The 16151-nt window shown below is 68.1% G+C and carries 18 protein-coding genes; 9 read left to right on the top strand and 9 right to left on the bottom strand.

Annotated elements, in window-relative coordinates; genetic code table 11:
- Window positions 1–10: 10 nt before the first annotated feature.
- Window positions 11–694, top strand: coding sequence for a uracil phosphoribosyltransferase (upp, locus tag DMC18_RS04740; protein WP_199228264.1), 684 nt, complete (start codon window positions 11–13; stop codon window positions 692–694).
- On the opposite strand, the gene DMC18_RS04735 is transcribed toward upp, so the two are convergent.
- From DMC18_RS04735 to DMC18_RS04725, 3 genes are read right to left on the bottom strand one after another with little or no spacing between them, the layout of a single operon-like run.
- Window positions 673–1146, bottom strand: a complete 474-nt coding sequence (locus tag DMC18_RS04735) for a DMT family transporter (protein WP_110117589.1) — start codon at window positions 1144–1146, stop codon at window positions 673–675. The two genes, upp and DMC18_RS04735, sit on opposite strands and share 22 nt — an antisense overlap.
- A gap of 2 nt (window positions 1147–1148) precedes the next feature.
- On the bottom strand, window positions 1149–1625 hold the full coding sequence (locus DMC18_RS04730) for a DMT family transporter (protein ID WP_199228262.1): 477 nt from the start codon (window positions 1623–1625) through the stop codon (window positions 1149–1151).
- Window positions 1618–2196 carry an HD family hydrolase gene (locus tag DMC18_RS04725; RefSeq protein WP_110117588.1) on the bottom strand — a complete coding sequence of 193 codons (579 nt, stop codon included), beginning with the start codon at window positions 2194–2196 and terminating at the stop codon, window positions 1618–1620. Before DMC18_RS04725 ends, DMC18_RS04730 begins: the two co-directional genes overlap by 8 nt.
- 223 nt (window positions 2197–2419) lie before the next feature.
- On the opposite strand from DMC18_RS04725, the gene DMC18_RS04720 reads away from it, so the two are divergent.
- The 7 genes from DMC18_RS04720 (at window position 2420) to DMC18_RS25580 (ending at window position 11048) form a co-directional block, all read left to right on the top strand.
- Window positions 2420–3349 carry a LysR family transcriptional regulator gene (locus tag DMC18_RS04720; RefSeq protein WP_110117587.1) on the top strand — a complete coding sequence of 310 codons (930 nt, stop codon included), beginning with the start codon at window positions 2420–2422 and terminating at the stop codon, window positions 3347–3349.
- Between the two features lie 100 nt (window positions 3350–3449).
- Window positions 3450–4808 carry an LLM class flavin-dependent oxidoreductase gene (locus tag DMC18_RS04715; protein ID WP_110117586.1) on the top strand — a complete coding sequence of 453 codons (1359 nt, stop codon included), beginning with the start codon at window positions 3450–3452 and terminating at the stop codon, window positions 4806–4808.
- Between the two features lie 176 nt (window positions 4809–4984).
- A complete protein-coding gene (locus DMC18_RS04710) occupies window positions 4985–7291 on the top strand; it encodes a TonB-dependent receptor (protein WP_110117585.1) in 2307 nt (768 codons plus the stop codon).
- A 92-nt stretch (window positions 7292–7383) separates the two neighbouring features.
- Window positions 7384–8385 (top strand): NADP-dependent oxidoreductase, encoded by a 1002-nt coding sequence (locus DMC18_RS04705; RefSeq protein ID WP_110117584.1) that lies wholly within the window; start codon window positions 7384–7386, stop codon window positions 8383–8385.
- Window positions 8385–9311 carry an ABC transporter substrate-binding protein gene (locus DMC18_RS04700; RefSeq protein WP_110117583.1) on the top strand — a complete coding sequence of 309 codons (927 nt, stop codon included), beginning with the start codon at window positions 8385–8387 and terminating at the stop codon, window positions 9309–9311. The genes DMC18_RS04705 and DMC18_RS04700 overlap by 1 nt, the downstream gene beginning before the upstream one ends.
- Window positions 9312–9519: 208 nt before the next feature.
- Entirely contained in the window at window positions 9520–10377 is an 858-nt protein-coding gene (yghU, locus tag DMC18_RS04695) for a glutathione-dependent disulfide-bond oxidoreductase (protein ID WP_110117582.1), read from the top strand.
- Window positions 10378–10577: 200 nt separating this feature from the next.
- On the top strand, window positions 10578–11048 hold the full coding sequence (locus DMC18_RS25580) for a hypothetical protein (protein WP_146217972.1): 471 nt from the start codon (window positions 10578–10580) through the stop codon (window positions 11046–11048).
- Between the two features lie 72 nt (window positions 11049–11120).
- On the opposite strand, the gene DMC18_RS04690 is transcribed toward DMC18_RS25580, so the two are convergent.
- Entirely contained in the window at window positions 11121–11417 is a 297-nt protein-coding gene (locus DMC18_RS04690; protein WP_110117581.1) for a hypothetical protein, read from the bottom strand.
- Between the two features lie 258 nt (window positions 11418–11675).
- Window positions 11676–12167, bottom strand: a complete 492-nt coding sequence (locus DMC18_RS25575) for a hypothetical protein (RefSeq protein WP_146217971.1) — start codon at window positions 12165–12167, stop codon at window positions 11676–11678.
- Between the two features lie 635 nt (window positions 12168–12802).
- On the opposite strand from DMC18_RS25575, the gene DMC18_RS04680 reads away from it, so the two are divergent.
- Window positions 12803–13225 (top strand): helix-turn-helix domain-containing protein, encoded by a 423-nt coding sequence (locus tag DMC18_RS04680; RefSeq protein ID WP_110132728.1) that lies wholly within the window; start codon window positions 12803–12805, stop codon window positions 13223–13225.
- Here DMC18_RS04680 and DMC18_RS04675 read toward each other — a convergent pair.
- From DMC18_RS04675 to trbF, 4 genes are read right to left on the bottom strand one after another with little or no spacing between them, the layout of a single operon-like run.
- Window positions 13222–13452, bottom strand: coding sequence for a DUF2274 domain-containing protein (locus DMC18_RS04675; RefSeq protein ID WP_110132727.1), 231 nt, complete (start codon window positions 13450–13452; stop codon window positions 13222–13224). The two genes, DMC18_RS04680 and DMC18_RS04675, sit on opposite strands and share 4 nt — an antisense overlap.
- A complete protein-coding gene (locus DMC18_RS04670; RefSeq protein ID WP_110132726.1) occupies window positions 13449–14624 on the bottom strand; it encodes a TrbI/VirB10 family protein in 1176 nt (391 codons plus the stop codon). The genes DMC18_RS04675 and DMC18_RS04670 overlap by 4 nt, the downstream gene beginning before the upstream one ends.
- Window positions 14621–15412 (bottom strand): P-type conjugative transfer protein TrbG, encoded by a 792-nt coding sequence (gene trbG / locus DMC18_RS04665; RefSeq protein WP_110132725.1) that lies wholly within the window; start codon window positions 15410–15412, stop codon window positions 14621–14623. The genes DMC18_RS04670 and trbG overlap by 4 nt, the downstream gene beginning before the upstream one ends.
- Window positions 15409–16095 carry a conjugal transfer protein TrbF gene (gene trbF, locus DMC18_RS04660; RefSeq protein WP_110132724.1) on the bottom strand — a complete coding sequence of 229 codons (687 nt, stop codon included), beginning with the start codon at window positions 16093–16095 and terminating at the stop codon, window positions 15409–15411. Before trbF ends, trbG begins: the two co-directional genes overlap by 4 nt.
- Window positions 16096–16151: the final 56 nt, after the last annotated feature.

The following is a 16151-nucleotide window of genomic DNA, read 5'->3' as shown; positions in this document are numbered from 1 at the left end:
GAGACCCCCCATGCCGCTTGACCAAGCTCCCACCTTGGCCCGTCCGTCGATCGAGGCGGGCCTGCACGTCCTGCCCCAGACGCGGCAGTTGCGCGCCCTGCACACGGTCGTGCGCGATCGCTCCGCCTCGCGCGTCGACTTCGTCCACTACAGCGGCCGCATCATCCGTCTGCTGCTCGAAAGCGCCCTGGACCTGCTGCCCTTCGCGCCGCGCTCCGTCGAGACGCCGGTAGGCCGGGCCTATGAGGGCCTGGCCTTCGCCGAGCACATCTGCGGGGTGTCGGTGATCCGGGCCGGCGAGAGCATGGAGGGCGAGCTGCGGGCGATTATTCCCGGCGTACGGATCGGCAAGATCCTGATCCAGCGCGACAAGGTCACCAAGACGCCGAAGTTCTACTATCAGAACCTTCCGGCCGACATCGCCGGCCGCCAAGTGCTGCTGCTCGATCCGATGCTGGCCACCGGCGGCACCGCCGTGGCGGCCGTCGACCTGCTGCTGCAACAGGGCGTGGCCGAGGAGAACATCGTCTTCGTGGCGTTCATCGCCGCCCCCGAGGGGGTCACGGTGCTGGCCAGCCGCTTTCCCAAGCTGCGGATCGTCGCCTCGGCGATCGAGGAGCGGCTGAACCAGAACGCCTACATGCTGCCGGGCATCGGCGATTTCGGCGACCGCTACTTCGGCTCGCCCGTCTGAGCCGCCAGCGCCGGGCGCAGTCTCGCGATCGCGCCCGGATTGTTGGCCAGCCAGATCCCGGCGACGATCAGGGCCGCGCCGGCCAGCCGCACCAGGGTGCGTCCGTCGATCGCCGCGCCTAGATTGCTGATCACCACGCCGGTCAGCATCTGGGCCCCGACCACCAGGCCGGCCGTGCGGCTGGCGCCCAGCCGCACAACGACATGGCTGTTGAGGGCCACGAAGGCCACGCCCAGGACACCGCCGATCCACGCAAACCATGGCGCAGGGCCGACGTGGAAGGCCCCCGCCCCCTGCAGGGCGATCGGCGCCGACAGGAAGACGAAGCCCACGACGTGGTTCCAGAGCGAGGCGCGCAAGGCGCCTTCGCGGCGGCCCAGATGGCCGTTGATCCCGCGGCTGACGCCGATGCACAGGCCGTTGGACAGAGCGATGAGGACGGCGATCAACATGGTCAGCCCGCCGCGGCGATGATGACGAGGCTGCCGATCAGCACCAGCCCAAGGCCCAGGAGTCCGCCGGCGGTTGGCGCGCGCCGCTCCAGGCCAAGCCACCCGAAGCGGTCGGCGGCGACGCCAAACAGCATCTGGCCGGCCAGCATCAGCGCCAGGGTCCCCGAAAAACCCAGCGGTCCGTTGACGGTGATCGCCGCCAGCAGGACGGTCAGTGCGCCTGGCACCCCGCCCAGATAGATCCAGCGCGGCCAGCGCCCGCCGCCGGGCGGCGACGCCGCGACCGCCGCGTCAGGCGCTGCTCGCCGCCAGGCCACGACGGCGATCAAGGCTGCAACGGTCCCCACGCCGTGGGCGACCCAGGATGCGAAGAGCGGCGACGAAAAGTGCGCAAGGCGGCTGTTGATCGCGATCATCGAGGCCAGCACGATCCCCGCCGCCAAGGCCAGGATCGTCTCGGAGCTAGCGGCCTTAGGCACCGAACAGACCCTCCTGGCGCGCGGCGCCGAGCTTGGCCTCGATATGAGCCCAGAGCCCGGGGCAGCCCCGCCGGATCGGTTCGGCCACCCGCGCAACCACGCGGTCGTGGCTGATGCCGTTCTCGCGCCAGCTCTGGCCGTTGTTGGCGAGGTTGAGCAGCACCGGCATGGCCCGATCGATGGCGTGAGCGAAGCGCGCCTCGGGCGTCTCCTCGGCCTCGAACTCGTCCCACAGCGCGATCAGCGTCCAGGCCTGGCCCTGCGGCAGGACGCCGAAGATCCGCTCGACGGCCTGTCGCTCAGCAACCTTGCGCTCTGAAAGGCCCGTCTCGACGAAAGCCATGACGTCGCCCGTGTCGATCTCGCCAACGTCGTGCACCAGCAGAAGCGAGATCACCCGCGAGATGTCCACGGGCTCGGCGGCATAGGGCTGCAACGCGGTGGCGGCCAAGGCCATCTGCCAGCTGTGCTCGGCGGGGTTCTCGTAGCGATCGAGCCCCAGCGGTTTGACCTTGCGGGTCACGCCCTTGAGCTTGTCGAGCTCCAGAATGAAACCGATCACGTTGTCCATGGCGTCCTCGCACGGCGGGCGAGACATCATCGGCCTTGGCCGCCGGGCGGCGGAAGCGGTGTTGGGGTCCACAGAGAGCGGACCACAGAGTCCGAAGCGACCATCGGACCGACCATTGAGGCTGCACAATCTTGTGTTGAGAAAACCTCACTTGCCTACGGGCGCGCGTCCCCGTCTCTATGGCGACGAGGGCCGTGGCAGACAGTCGTAGAGGACCCCCCGCGTGGATAATTTCGGCCAGCTCAATGTGTTCATCCAGGCCGCCGAGACGCGTAACTTCACCTTGGCGGGGCGCAACCTTGGCATTTCGTCATCGGGCGTCGGCAAGGCCGTGGCCAGACTGGAGGAGCGGCTGGGGGTGCGGCTCTTCCATCGCAGTACCCGCTCCATCGCCCTGACGCCGGAGGGCGAGGTCTTTCTCGAGCGCTGCCAGCGCATCCAGGGCGAGATCGCCCAGGCCGAGGCCGAGCTGACGGAGGGCCAGGGCGCGCCGCGCGGGCGCCTGCGTGTCAGCCTGCCCCTGGTGGGCATGCTGATGATGCCGGCCCTGACCGGCTTCATGAGGACCTATCCGTCCGTGGAGCTCGATCTCGACTTCACCGACCGGATCGTCGACCTGATCAACGAGGGTTTCGACGTGGTGGTGCGCACCGGCGAGGCCAGCGACTCCCAGCTGATCACCCGCACCCTCGGCACCTTCGGCCACCGGCTGGTCGGCGCGCCGGCCTATTTCGCGCGCCATGGCGCGCCCGCCACGCCCGAGGACCTGCTCGGCCACGCCTGCCTGCATCACAAGTATCCGGCGACCGGCAAGCTGGCGCCCTGGCGGCTGCTGCGGGACGGCGCGGAGCTTTCCCTGGATCTGCCGCGCAGCGTGGTCGCCAGCACCATCGAGCCGCTGGTGCAGATGGCCGAACAGGGCATGGGCCTGGCCTGCCTGCCCGACTACGCCGTTCACGCCCAGCTGCAGGACGGACGGCTGGTCCCCATCCTGGACCCGTACGTGGCTCATCGCGGCGTCTTTCGGGCGCTGTGGCCGCAGAGCCGTTTCAACTCGCCCAAGGTCAAGCTGTTCGTCGATTTCCTGGCCGGCGCCCTTCTGCCCGTCCAGCCTTCAGTCCAGTCGTCAGCTCAGCGTCTGAGCGCGGCATAGCGGACCAATTCGTCCGCAATAACCGGACAATCGCCAGGATTATCGCCCCGGCCATCGACGCCTAGGGTCCGCCTCCCGTCCGAAGGGACAAGGAGGGCAGATGCGCCGGCGCGGCGAACAGATGATCCTGGGCTTGTTCGTTCACCCAGCCGGCCACCATGTGGCCGGCTGGCGCGATCCGGCCGCCTGGACACTGCGCCGCCTCTCCGAGCATGTCGCTTTGGCGCGCCAGGCCGAGGCTGCCGGCTTTGACCTCTACTTCCTCGCCGACTTTGTGGAGGTGCAGCTGGAGTCGCCGGAGGCCGCCAGCCGCAAGGCCCATAACGGCGTCTACGGCTTCGAGCCGCTCACCCTGCTCTCGGCCCTGACCGCGACCACCAGCACGATCGGGCTGGTCGCCACCGCCTCGACCAGCTTTTCGGATCCTTACGTCCTGGCCCGCCAGTACGCCTCCCTCGACCATCTCAGCGATGGGCGAGCCGGCTGGAACGCCGTCACTTCGGCCGACCCCGGCGCGGCCTTCAACTTCGGACACCAGGCGCCCATCCCGCACGCCGACCGCTATGCCCGGGCCGAGGAATTCGTCGATGTCGTCCGCGGGCTTTGGGACAGCTGGGACGACGGGGCCTTCGTCGAGGATCGCAGCAACGGCCGGTTCTTCGATCCAAACGGCCTCCACCGCCTCGACCATGCTGGCGAGCACTTTCGGGTTCGCGGCCCCCTGAACATTCCCAGGCCGCCACAAGGGCGGCCGATCATCGTCCAGGCCGGAAGCTCCGAGCCCGGCAAGGCCTTGGCCGCCCGCACCGCCGACCTCGTCTTCACCGCCCAGTCCAGCCCCGAGACGGCCGCAGCCTTCTACGCCGACCTCAAGAGCCGCCTGCCCGCCCACGGCCGCAGACCCGACGACCTCAAGATCCTGCCCGGCGTCGTGCCGATCGTGGCTCCAACCCGGGAAGAGGCGCAGGCCAAGCTTGGAGCCCTGCAGGCCCTGGTCGATCCGATCGTGGGCTTGGACCTCTTGCGCAACCTGTCCGGCGGTGACCCGCTGCCGCCGCTCGATCTCGACGGCCCCTTGCCGGCCCGCCCGCCATCGCAGACCGCCCGGGGTCGACAGTCGCTGGTGCTGGACCTGGCCCGACGTGAAGGGCTCAGCGTTCGACAACTCTATCAGCGCCTGGCGCCCGGTCGTGGCCACTGGCAGGTGGTTGGCGATCCCATCGACGTCGCCGATGCGCTGGAGGCGATGTTCGAGGCCTACGGATGCGACGGGTTCAATCTCATGCCCGCCACCCTGCCTGGCGGCCTCACCGACTTCATCGATCTGGTGCTTCCAGAACTTGTGCGGCGTGGTCGCGTCGCCCCCGAAAGCCGCGCGACCAGTTTGCGCGAGCGTCTGGGCCTTGGCCGCCCGACCTGGCCGCACGGACCGCCGGTCGCCATCAGCGCCGCCTCCTGAACGATGGAAGCCGCCGCAATGACCACGCCCTTCCGCCGCGCCGCGCCGGGAGCGCATTCGCACGCCTATTCAGAATTTTTCCGTTATAATTCAATAGTTTATATTCAACATAATCGTTTGATCGCCCCACCCAACCGTGGAATTGCCGCAAGCCGAAACCAGCTCTGGGGGATACCTTGCGACAGATCCAAACGCCGGCGCGCCCGCGCCTCAAACGCCGCCTCGTTGCGGGCGCCGCGCTCGCCTTTCTCAGCCTCTCGGCCGCCCACGCGGCCGACCCCGACCTTGCGGACGCGCCCGACGCCTCGGCGGCCGAGGTCGATCGCGTGGTCGTGACCGCCGCCAAGCAAGCCGAGCGAAAGGCGGCCCTGGCCCAGGGCGACCCGGCCTCGATCTCGGTGCTGACGGCGAACGTGCTTGAGCGGCGGAGCGTGGCCAGCACCCTGGACCTCGTCAACCTGACGCCCAACCTCTACCAGCCGCGCAACACCATGAGCTATTCGGCCGCCCAGTATTTCCTGCGCGGCATCGGCGAGCTGGACGCCCAGGGCGAGCCCTCGGTCGGCACCTTCGTCGACGGGGTCTACATCACCCGCAATCTCGGCGCGATGCAGGAGCTTCTGGACATCGCCGACATCCAGGTCGATCGCGGCCCGGTGATCCACCTGGGCCACCAGGTCGAGGGCGGCGCTGTGCGACTGACCACCGTCGTTCCCGACAACCAGGTACGCAAAGAGCTCCTGGCCGGCTACGGCTCGTTCGACGAGATCAAGCTGGGCGCCCTGGTCAGCGGCCCGATCGTCGAGGACAAGGTCTATGGCAGCTTCGCCATCAGCCGCCACCAGCGCGACGGGACCGACTACAACCGCACCCTGGATCGCCGCGAGAACGACATCGCCCTGACCCAGGCCCGCGCCAAGCTGCGGTTCACAGCAACCGCCGACCTCGACTTCACCCTAGCCGTGGACGGCACGGCCGACGACAGCCTCAACCGCGGCTACGGCAACCTGCTCAACGCCGACAAGTACGCGTTGAACTCTCCGATCTACCCTAAGAACCGCTATCGCCAGGCGGGGCTGACGGCGACCACGCTCTACAGGGTGTCGCCAAGCTGGCAAGTTTCCAGCGTCACGGCCTGGCGGGTGTTCGAGGACCACGCCAACTACGACAACACCGGCGACCGCTTCGCCCGCAACTCCTCGCCCCTGCGCTACTACGACAACGCCTGGTCGGAGGACCTGAAGCTCAGCGGAACGGCGGGCAAGGCCCGCGTCGTGGCCGGCGTCTACCTGCTCTACGAAGACTGGATCACCCGACGCAACGTCAACGCCTCGACCACCTTCTATGGCTCGCCCAACCGGATCGTCTTCACGCCGGTCCACGCCGCCATCGACCAGAAAACCTACAACGCCGCCGCCTATGTCCAGACCGACTACGACCTGACACCGCGCCTGACCCTGACCGGCGGCCTGCGCTACAATGTCGAACGCCATACGACGGAGGAGACCCTGAGCTGGCTGATCGCCGGCGGCGACCACACCTTCACGGTTACCGACGTCTCCCAGGTCGCCGACGAGCTGGCGATCCTCTACGGCGCGCCGACCGCGACGGCTTGGCACGTGAAGGCTCACAAGAGCTGGACCCAGCTGCTGCCGCGGCTGTCGGCCACGTTCCAGGCCGCGCCTGGGGTCAAGGCCTACGCCTCGATCAGCCAGGGGGCCAAGTCCGGCGGCTTCGACTTCCGCGCCAACAGCCCCAGCAATTCGCGCCAGGCCATCACGCCCTACGCGCCCGAGAAGGTGACCACCTACGAGGCGGGCGTGAAGAGCGATCTAACAGGTGGGCGTGTGCGCCTGAACGGCGCGGTGTTCTGGAACGACTTCACCGACATCCAGATCAGCGCCTACGACCCGCTGACGGCGATGAGCCGGCGCTTCAACGCCGGCGACGGCCACTCGGTGGGAATCGAGGTCGAAGCGGCGGCTCAGGTCACGAGCGACTGGAGCCTCGACGCCACCGCCTCCTGGCTCGACACGGAACTGGACACCTATCGCGGCGCCTACAGCCAGGTGGTGCTGGCCGGCGGCGCGATCGTGCCGACCTCGGCGCACTCAGGCTCGCCGCTGCCCAACGCGCCCAAGTTCCAGGGCAAGATCGCCAGCGACTACCGCCTACCCGTCGGCCTGCCCGGCGAGCTGACGCTGGGCGTTGATCTCTCCTACCAGGGCGCCACCTTCCTGACCGCGGCCAACAGCCCCTACAACCGCATGCCGCCGCAGACCTTCCTGGACGCGGCCCTGCGCTGGAAGAGCCCCGACGGCGCCTGGAAGGCGGCTTTGCGCGGCCGCAACCTTCTCGACCGCCGCTATCTCGTCTGGTCGGGCCTGGGCACGACCAACGGCTCGCCGGCCTACGCCACCTTCTATTCGGCAAGCTGGACGGACCCGCGCACGGTCTATCTCGAGGTCCGCCACAGCTTCTGACGCCGGCCTCGGACGCCGCCGTCCCCGGGACGGCGGCGTCCACCCTTATCCCAGTCGAACCGCCCCTCGCCCGACTTCCTGGAAGAGCCGCCATGACGTCCACTCCCCGCACCGCCAGAGAGGTGCACATCGTCCGCCGTCCGGCCGGCCCCTTGAGCGCCGCCGATTTCGCCGTCGCCGAAACCGCCCTGCCTGACCTGGCGCCAGGCGAGTTCCTGATCGCCAACCGCCTGCTGTCGATCGACCCGGTGCGGCGGGTATTCTTCGCCAACGGCACCGCGCCTCTGAACGCGGGGCTACACAGCTTCTCGATCGGCGAGGTCGTGGAGTCTCGCCACCCCGGCTATGCGCCCGGCGAACTCGTCGGCCACTATCAGGGCCTGCGCGACTTCGCCGTCGGTCGCGGCGATGAAACGCGGAAGATCACTGCCGGCGGGGATCCGCTGGAATGGCACATGGGACCGCTGGGGGTTGGCGGCTTCTTCGCCTATGTCGGCCTGATCGAGGTGGCGCGCGCCCGGCCTGGCGAGAGCGTCCTGGTCTCGTCGGCCGCGGGGTCGGTCGGAAGTCTCGCCGTCCAACTGGCCCGGCTGATCGGTTGCCGGACGGTGGCCACCGTCGGCTCGGCGGACAAGCAAGCCTGGCTGACGGACGTCGCCGGCGTCGAGACCGTGATCGACTACAAGCAGGCCGACTGGCGCGAACGCCTGGCGGCCGCCCTGCCCGACGGCCTGGACGTCTATTTCGACAATGTCGGCGGCGCCCAGCTGGATGCGGCCCTGTCGCTGATCAATCCCCAGGGCCGGGTCGCGGTGTGCGGCATGGTCTCGGCCTATGACAGCGCCACCCCCTTCTCGGAACGGGCCGGCGCCTGGACCTGGCGGATGATGACCTCGCAGGTCGAGCTCAAATCCTATCACGTACGTGACCATCAGCACCTGTGGCCCGCCTTCCAACGCAGCGTCGGCGACTGGCTGCGCAACGGCGCGATCCAGACCGAGACCCAAGTGCGCGATGGCCTGGACGCAATCCCGCAGGCCTTCGTCGATCTGATTGCTGGCAGGAGCCTGGGCAAAACCGTGGTGAGGCTTTGATGACCATCCAACTTTCGCGACGCACGATCCTGGGCGCGCCCCTTCTGCTGGCGGCCTGCAAGCGTTCGCCCGCGGCCGTTCTGCGGGTCGGCGCCCTGACAGGGCCGATGCGCACGACGCTGGAGGCGTCCGGCGTCCTGGCCGGCGCGCCCTACGAGATCGCCTGGAGCAGTTTCGCCACCGGCCAGGAGGTGCTGGAGGCGATGGCCGCCGGCGCCGTCGACGTCACCACCACCGGCGACGCCTCGTTCCAGTTCGCCTACCAGGCCGGAAAGGCCATCAAGGCCGTTCAGGCGCAGCGTGCCGAGGACGTCGCCGGCGCCTCTGGGGTGCTGGTCCCCAAGACGTCGTCGATCCATGGTCCAGGCGACCTGAAGGGCAAGAAGATCGCCGTGCCGCGCGGCTCGGCCGGCCACTTCCTGGTGCTGCGGGCCTTGGCGAAGGCTGGCCTGACGCCCGCCGACGTCGACTGGGCCTTCCTGTCGCCGGCTGAGGGAAAGGCGGCCCTGGGGGCTGGCGCGGTCGACGGCTGGGCCACCTGGCCGCCGTTCATCGCCGCGGCCCTGCTGCACGATCCGGTCCGCCTTGGCGTCGATGGGCTCGGGCTTGTGCGCAACTATCTGCTGCAGGTCGCTTCCGAACAGGCCATCGCCGAGCGCCGGTCGCTGCTGAAGGACTATCTGAAGCGGGTCAGAGACGCTTCGGCCTGGACCAACGATCACCCGGCCGTCGCGGCCAAGGCCCTAGCCCAGACCACCGGCGCCCCGGAGGATGTGGCCCACTACACGGTTGACCGGCAGCATTGGCGCCCAGCGCCGCTCGACGCCGACTTCGTCGCCTACCAGTCGGGCTTGGCCGCGACCTTCCGCAACGCCGGCTCCCTGGCGGCCGACCGCCCCGTCCACCAAGCGTTCATTTCGCTTTGACCCATTGAACCGAGGGTGAGCCATGGCGCCGGCGCGGCCAGCTTCCCACCAATTGCCGACAATCACGCGCTTCCAGAAAATTGGACGTTCGCCATCACATCCTGCCCGAGCGATGGACAGGTTTCCTCGCGGGTCGGACTTTGGATCCAGCGTCAGCTCACTAAGTGAGGCGCTGACAACGCCGCACACACATCCTCCGAGGTTACTCATGAACGCCCCAGCCCCGCTCGACAACCAACCCAGCGGCTACTCGCCTCCCAAGGTCTGGACCTGGAACAATCAGAGCGGCGGTCAGTTCACCAACATCAACCGTCCGATCTCGGGCGCTACGCATGATCAGACGCTCCCCGTTGGCCAGCACCCATTCCAGCTCTATTCGCTGGGGACGCCCAACGGGGTGAAGGTCACGATCCTCCTTGAGGAGTTGCTCGCGGCCGGTCATGCGCAAGCCGAATATGACGCCTGGCTCATCAAGATCGGCGAGGGCCATCAGTTCGGCAGCGACTTCGTGTCGATCAATCCCAATTCCAAGATCCCCGCCCTCCTGGATCGATCCACCGATCCTCACACGCGCCTTTTCGAAAGCGGATCGATCCTCTTCTACCTGGCAGAAAAATTCGGGGTGTTCCTGCCAACGGAGCACTACAGGCGCGCCGAAACGATGAACTGGCTGATGTGGCAGATGGGCTCGGCGCCATTTGTCGGCGGCGGCTTTGGCCATTTCTACGCTTATGCGCCTTTCAAGATCGAATACGCCATCGATCGCTACGCCATGGAGACCAAGCGCCAGCTCCATGTCCTCGATACCCAGCTGGGCAAGACGGAATACGTCGCAGGCGACGAATACACGATTGCCGACATGGCGATCTATCCCTGGTACGGCGGGCTTCTCAACGACGCCTACTCCGCAGCAGAATTCCTGTCGGCGGCGGACTACGCCAATATTCGGCGATGGGTCGATCTCCTCGAGCGCCGTCCGGGCGTGCATCGCGGCAAGCTCGTTAACAAGGTCTCTGGCGGCATTCCTGAGCGTCACGCCGCGGCGGACCTCGACGCGATCGTCTAGTTTCCCCTCCTCGATCGACCGCGCCTCGTGGGACCAAAAGGTTGCCGAGCAGCGGCGGGATCTCGTCTTCCTCATTCAAGGTTGGGCCGGCGTCCATGTCGAGGCAGCCGCCTATCTTGGTCGTCGTCGGCGGCTCATGGTGAGCGAAGACGACGATCGGAGCGTGCTGTTTTCGGCCGCGAAAAGCGGCTGAGGTCTTCGTGCAGGCATATGGCAACAGCGCCTGTTTAGGAGTTGGTCTTGAAATTTATCGAACAGAACACCTACGGCTTCAGCTTCAACTACAGCTTCGTCGAGGGGGTCGAAGAAGCGGGTGTCGAGACCGACGGTGTGGGTCCCTGCATCGCCGTAGCCATTGCCAACAAAGCGCCGGCTGGACTGGCATCATCCACGCCGACAATCTCGACAACGCCCCTACCCCACTGATCGACTTTCTCAATGAGGCGAAAGCAAACTGCGACAACGGCGACGAGATCGACATCTGGATCGGCGGCGGCGAAGCTAGCGAAATTGAGACCGTCACGCTCGATCGCCAGACGGCTTGGATGCATCTGACCTCGTTCTTCCCCAACGCTGCGCCTGCGGACTGGAACGATACCCCCGGCACGATCGTGGCCATTGTCGCCCCCAGCGCCCCACCAATGATCGAGTGCAAGATCGAAGATATCTGAAGCGATCGCACGCGGTCATCATCGATGTGTGATCGCCTAACCACAGCAATGCGTTTGGCGACGGGGTGGGCCTTAGATGCTTGCGATCCGCGCCGGGGCCGGCTCCAGGTCTTCGTAATCGCCGACCGCCAGGCCGCGCTTTTCGACCTCGGCGCGGGTGATGACCTCGGTCTCGTAGGCCCGGGCCACGAACACGCGCAAGCCGCGATAGCGCTGGCCTCTCTTGGCCGACACCGTCTCGGTGCGGATCTCGGTGCCGTAGAGGTTTGCGTTCAGATAAAGCAGACCGGGCTTCAGGCCCTCGTCGCCTTTCTCGGCCGCCTCGGCGGTCATGTCGTCGAGGAGGCTGTCGATCTCTTCCTTTTTCATCGAGCCGCTCTAGGGCGATTCCTCATCGCCTGGGCTTTTGGCGCCCAGACCGCCTTGGCGCTAAAGCCACGCCTAGCGCCGAAGTGCGCGGCGCCCTACCCTCACGCCATGCCCCCTCGCTCACGTCCAACCGCCCGCCTGCTTACGCCCGCCGGATGGGCCAGCCTGCTCATCGCGCTGCTGCTCGCCGGCGGAGCGGCAATGGCGCTGCTGGCCGCCCTGCCGCGCTAGGACGACAAGGCGGCCAGCCGCCGTCAGTCAGTCCACGACCACCAGGGGCGGAACCTCGAACCCAGCCCCGGCGAAGTAGTCGATGATCGTCTCAAACGAGCCAAGCTCACGGATCGTAGCCTCGTCGATCAGGATGCGATCCATCTCGTCGGCGATGTAGCTGCCCGGCTCGTCGTCGCCGGTATAGACTACCCGCTCGGCCGACCAGCTTCCCGCATAGCCGCCGCTCCAGCGGACGAAGGCGACATTCAAGGCAAAACACCACGCCTCCAGCTCGTAGAAGGCCCCGCCTGAGACCTCATGGGCCATCAGGCGCAGCGGCTGCCCCGCGACCAGGTGATCGGCCTGAAAAACCTCGCCGTCCCAATCGGTCGAGAGACGTTCGTCCTGGGCGAGATCGACCAGGCGGACCAGGTCCGCCCTGGTCGATCTCGCCCAGGGTGATGGTTGCGGAACTGCGGTCTGACATGGATCTACCCCTCTCAAGGCTCCGGTTGCGGGCGCAAAGCGCGCCTGCAACCGGACGCCCGTCGGCGAGACCGGGGGTGCAAGCGAAGAAGCGCCTTCGCGGGGACCCGGCTGTAGGGCTTCGATGTCGAAGGGATCGCGAGGGGACGACAAAGCCCGAAGCTGGGCGGAAGGCGCTTCGCAGCGCGCTGGGGGCAGCGCCCCAAGCCTTGGGTTCGTGTGGACGGCCCTTCACGCGCAGGCTTAAATCGGCGGGAAAGACGCCCTAGCGCCCGCCGATCCCGTCGGAGCCGTCAACGGCCGCCCTGGCGATGAAGCAGACCGCCGCCCGGCACGATCTGATGGTCCGCCGCTAGCCTCGCCCGCCGAACACCCCGGCTTTCGAAACAGTTTCCCGTCGCCCCATTCTCGCGGCGGAAGCCAACTGCCAAGGCCCCTGCTGGAGGCGATCTTCAAGGCCTGGGGCGAGGTCACGGGCCAGGAAGGACACGGCGCCGTCATCCACCGCCGCGCGAGATAAGGCGCACCCTCGCGACGGCCAACCGGCTTGCGTAGACGACGTGACGACGACCCGGACAGCGTGAACTCAGAGGCTCGACGGCTTCTCAAGGTTTTTCGACCAAGCAACTACCCGATCAGCGCCTCCGAAGTGTCTCCTCCAGAGTTGAGGTCAACAGGAGAGACACTTGCCGCCGCGCAATCCGCCCCACCCCGTCGACAAGCACGTCGGCGCAAAGATCCGTCTTCGCCGCAAGTCGCTCGGGATCAGCCAAGCCAAACTCGCCCTCGGGCTGAACCTGACCTTCCAGCAAATCCAGAAGTACGAGCGCGGCGCCAACCGCATCAGCGCCTCGATGCTCTATCGGCTCGCCGGCGTCCTGCGCGCGCAGCCGGCGTGGTTCTTCGAGGGGCTGCCGGCGACCGACGCCGAAGAAGCGCCGAGCACGGCGCAAATGGAGAAGGCTCAAGCCATCACCGCCTTGCTGGCGAGCCCCGACGGCATCGCGCTGGCGCAATTGCTATCCGGGCTCGAGCCGAACCGGCGTCGCAAAATCCTAGGGCTGATGGCGGCGCTTGGGCCTCCCGCCGACCAAGACGAGGCCGCCTAGGCGCCCCGCCCCCGCCGCCCTCGCACGAACACCCGATCGGTGGCCATGAACCGCTCGAGCATCCTCGGCGCGAGCTTGGCGGGCTCGGCCGGCTTGCCGCCCGTCTGGGAGGCGAGCATCTGTGCGTAGGCGACGAGGTCACGATGGACGCTGGCCGGCAGGTCCAGCGTCACCTTCACCGGCGTGTCGTCCTCCAGCGCCCCCAGCTTCAGCTTGCCGCCGCTCATGACGCTTTCCTTTCGTCGACATAGGGTTCGAGCACGAGGTCGCGGGTCAGAAGCACCCGTAGCGGCGCGCCGGGGCGGATGGTCAGGGTCGGGGCCAGATCCAGGCTCTTGCCGACCATCTGTTGGCCAGCGGAACTTGCGGTGTCGGCGCCGGCCCGGCGAACGGCGCGGGCGATGTCGCTCTCCTCGCTGGAGGAGCCGACCTCGCTCCCGATGGCCAGCAGGGTCGAAAGCCCCGCCGCGGCCAGAACCCGGCCGCCATGACGGTCGACGCCATCCTGCAGGCCGGCCATCCCCTGTTCATCGGCGCCCGGCAGCTTGTCCAGAACGATCGACTTGCCCGACGGCAGGGTCAGGCGCGTCCACACCACGCGCAGCCGGCTTTGGCCGGCCTGGACCTGGGCGTCGTATTCGCCGGCCAGCTTCGAGCCCTTGGGGATCAGGAGATAGCCGCCGCCCAGGCTGTCGTAGACGTCCTGGGTGACTTGCGCGATGGCCATGCCTGGCGCGTCGGACCGCAGGCCCGTCACCAGGGCGGCGGGAATGATCGACCCGACCTGGAGCACATAGGGCGAGGCCGGTGGCTGCAGACGCTCGACGCTGGTGAGACGCGCATCGCCCGCTATCGCCTTGTCTCCCGACGATGCGGCCACCGGCTCCAAGGCCGCGGCCGAAGCAGCCTCGCGTGCGCCCTGCGCCACGGCCGCCACGAAGAGGCCGCTCTGGATCGCCGCTCTACGGATTTGGCGCTCGGCTTCGATCCGCGGATCGACCACCGGCGGCGGCGAAATCACGGCCGGCGCATTCGCGCCCGCGACCACCGGCGCAGCCTTGGCTTCCCCCTCCCGGGCCCGCGCGGCGCTAAGCATGGGCCGGCCCAGATCCCCCGGCAGCGGCGGCCCCAGCGCCGGCGTGCCGGCCGGCCCGACATACCCGCGCGGCAAGGCGGTGACCGTCTCGGGCGGCTGCGCCGTTGTCACCTTGGCCTCCACGGGCGCTGCCTTGCGCTTTTCCATCAGCGACCAGCCCAGCGCGCCGGCGACACCGGCGATCAGCACGGCCCCGACGATGACCAGAGCCCTGCGCGAGACCCGCGCGACAGGAACCTGGGCGCCGCGCAGGCGCAGGGTCTTGGCGATGGCCTCTTCGGCCTGGTCGGCGTCCTGGCTCATTGGCCGGCCTCCTTGATGGGGGAAAAGCGTGTCAGGCGCACGGCTAGCGCCTTGCGCTTTGCGCCCAGGCGCAGCTCGGCGCTGTCGAGGAGGCGATCGACGATGATCCGACGGCCCTCGACCCGATAATTGATGAGCTCGGCGGTCTTGCCGTCGGGACCGATCCGGTAGAGCGGCGGCAGGTCGTCCATGGCGACGGCCGGGCCGAAATCGACGAAGAGGCGCTGGCCATCGTCCGACACCGCCACCGGCCGCCAGTTCGGATGGTCGCCGCTGATCCGGTAGGCGGTATTGAGCGGCCGCGCCGGGGCCGCCGGGGCCAAGAGCTCACCGGGAACGACGACCGGGACAAGCGAAGGCGCCGACACCAGCACTTGCACAGCCGCCGCATAGCGCCAGGACACTTGCGACAGCCAGGTCCGGGCCGAGGCGCGAAGCTCTAGGTGGTAGGTGCGTCGATCGGTGTTGATGATGAGGTTCGTGGCCAAGCCCGAGGCTGTGGGCTTGATCATGACATGAACCCGCCGGCCCGCGCCCTGGCCGCTGATCGTATCGCCGATCACCCAGCGGGCGGTGTCGCCGGCCGCTACCGGTCCCGAGCCGACCAGGGCCTCGCCGGGCTCGAGCACGATATCGGTGATCCGACCCGGCGTGGCGATCACCGGATAGACCGCCTCCTCGCGGTAGTCGAAGCGCTTGGCGCCGCCGGGGACTTCCAGCTGTGCGGAGGGCGCCGCCGCACACGGGCTTGCCAGCGCCAGGCAAACCATCAGGACCGAGCGGGTCATGCGCCGAACTCCTTGGACCAGGCGATGCCAGAGACGAAGACGCCCAGTGGATTGGACCGCAGCCCCTCGGGGGTGCGAGGCGGGACGAGGTTGAGGGTCAGGATCGCGGTCCAGCGCTCGGTTGCGGCCAGTTGCCCCTCGGCGTAGCGCTGCTCGGTCCAGGCGATCCGGAAGCTGCCGGGCGTAGCGCGCACCACGCTACTCACCGTGACCACCACCTGGGTGCGGCCGACCTGGGCGAAGGGATCGGCGCGCCGGGCATAGTCCGACAAGGCCGCGGCCCCAGCCGCGTCGGTGAAGTCGTAGGCCCGGAGCCAGGCCTGGCGCATAACTACCGGGTCGGTGGAGACGGCGCGCACGTCGGTGATGAACCGCGCCAGGGTCCAGGCGATCATCGGGTCGGTGGGCCTGGCGCCCTGCACCGCGGGCGCGACGATGCGCGGCTCGCCCAGCCGATCGACCTCGACCACCCAGGGCGTCACCGAACCGCGGGTCGCCAGCCAGGCCAGCGAACCACACAGCGCAGTGTTGGCCATCAGTAGGCCCAGCGCCGCCAAGCGCCAGTTTGCGGCCTGGACACGGGCCGAACCAATGCGCTCGTCCCAGGCTTGGCCCGCCCGCTGGTAAGGGGTTTCCGGCTGCGGTGTCGCGCCATAGCGCGCCGCGCCCTTCAAGGGGTTCATCCTAGTCCTCCTTCAGGCTGGGGGCGGCGTCGCCGCCATTGTCGTGACCGCTGCCG

The sequence above is a fragment of the Caulobacter sp. D5 genome, assembly GCF_003185805.1.
Classification (GTDB): Bacteria; Pseudomonadota; Alphaproteobacteria; order Caulobacterales; family Caulobacteraceae; genus Caulobacter.
The sequence above is the reverse complement of the archived record's forward strand: the minus strand, read 5'-3'. Positions and strand labels throughout refer to the sequence as shown.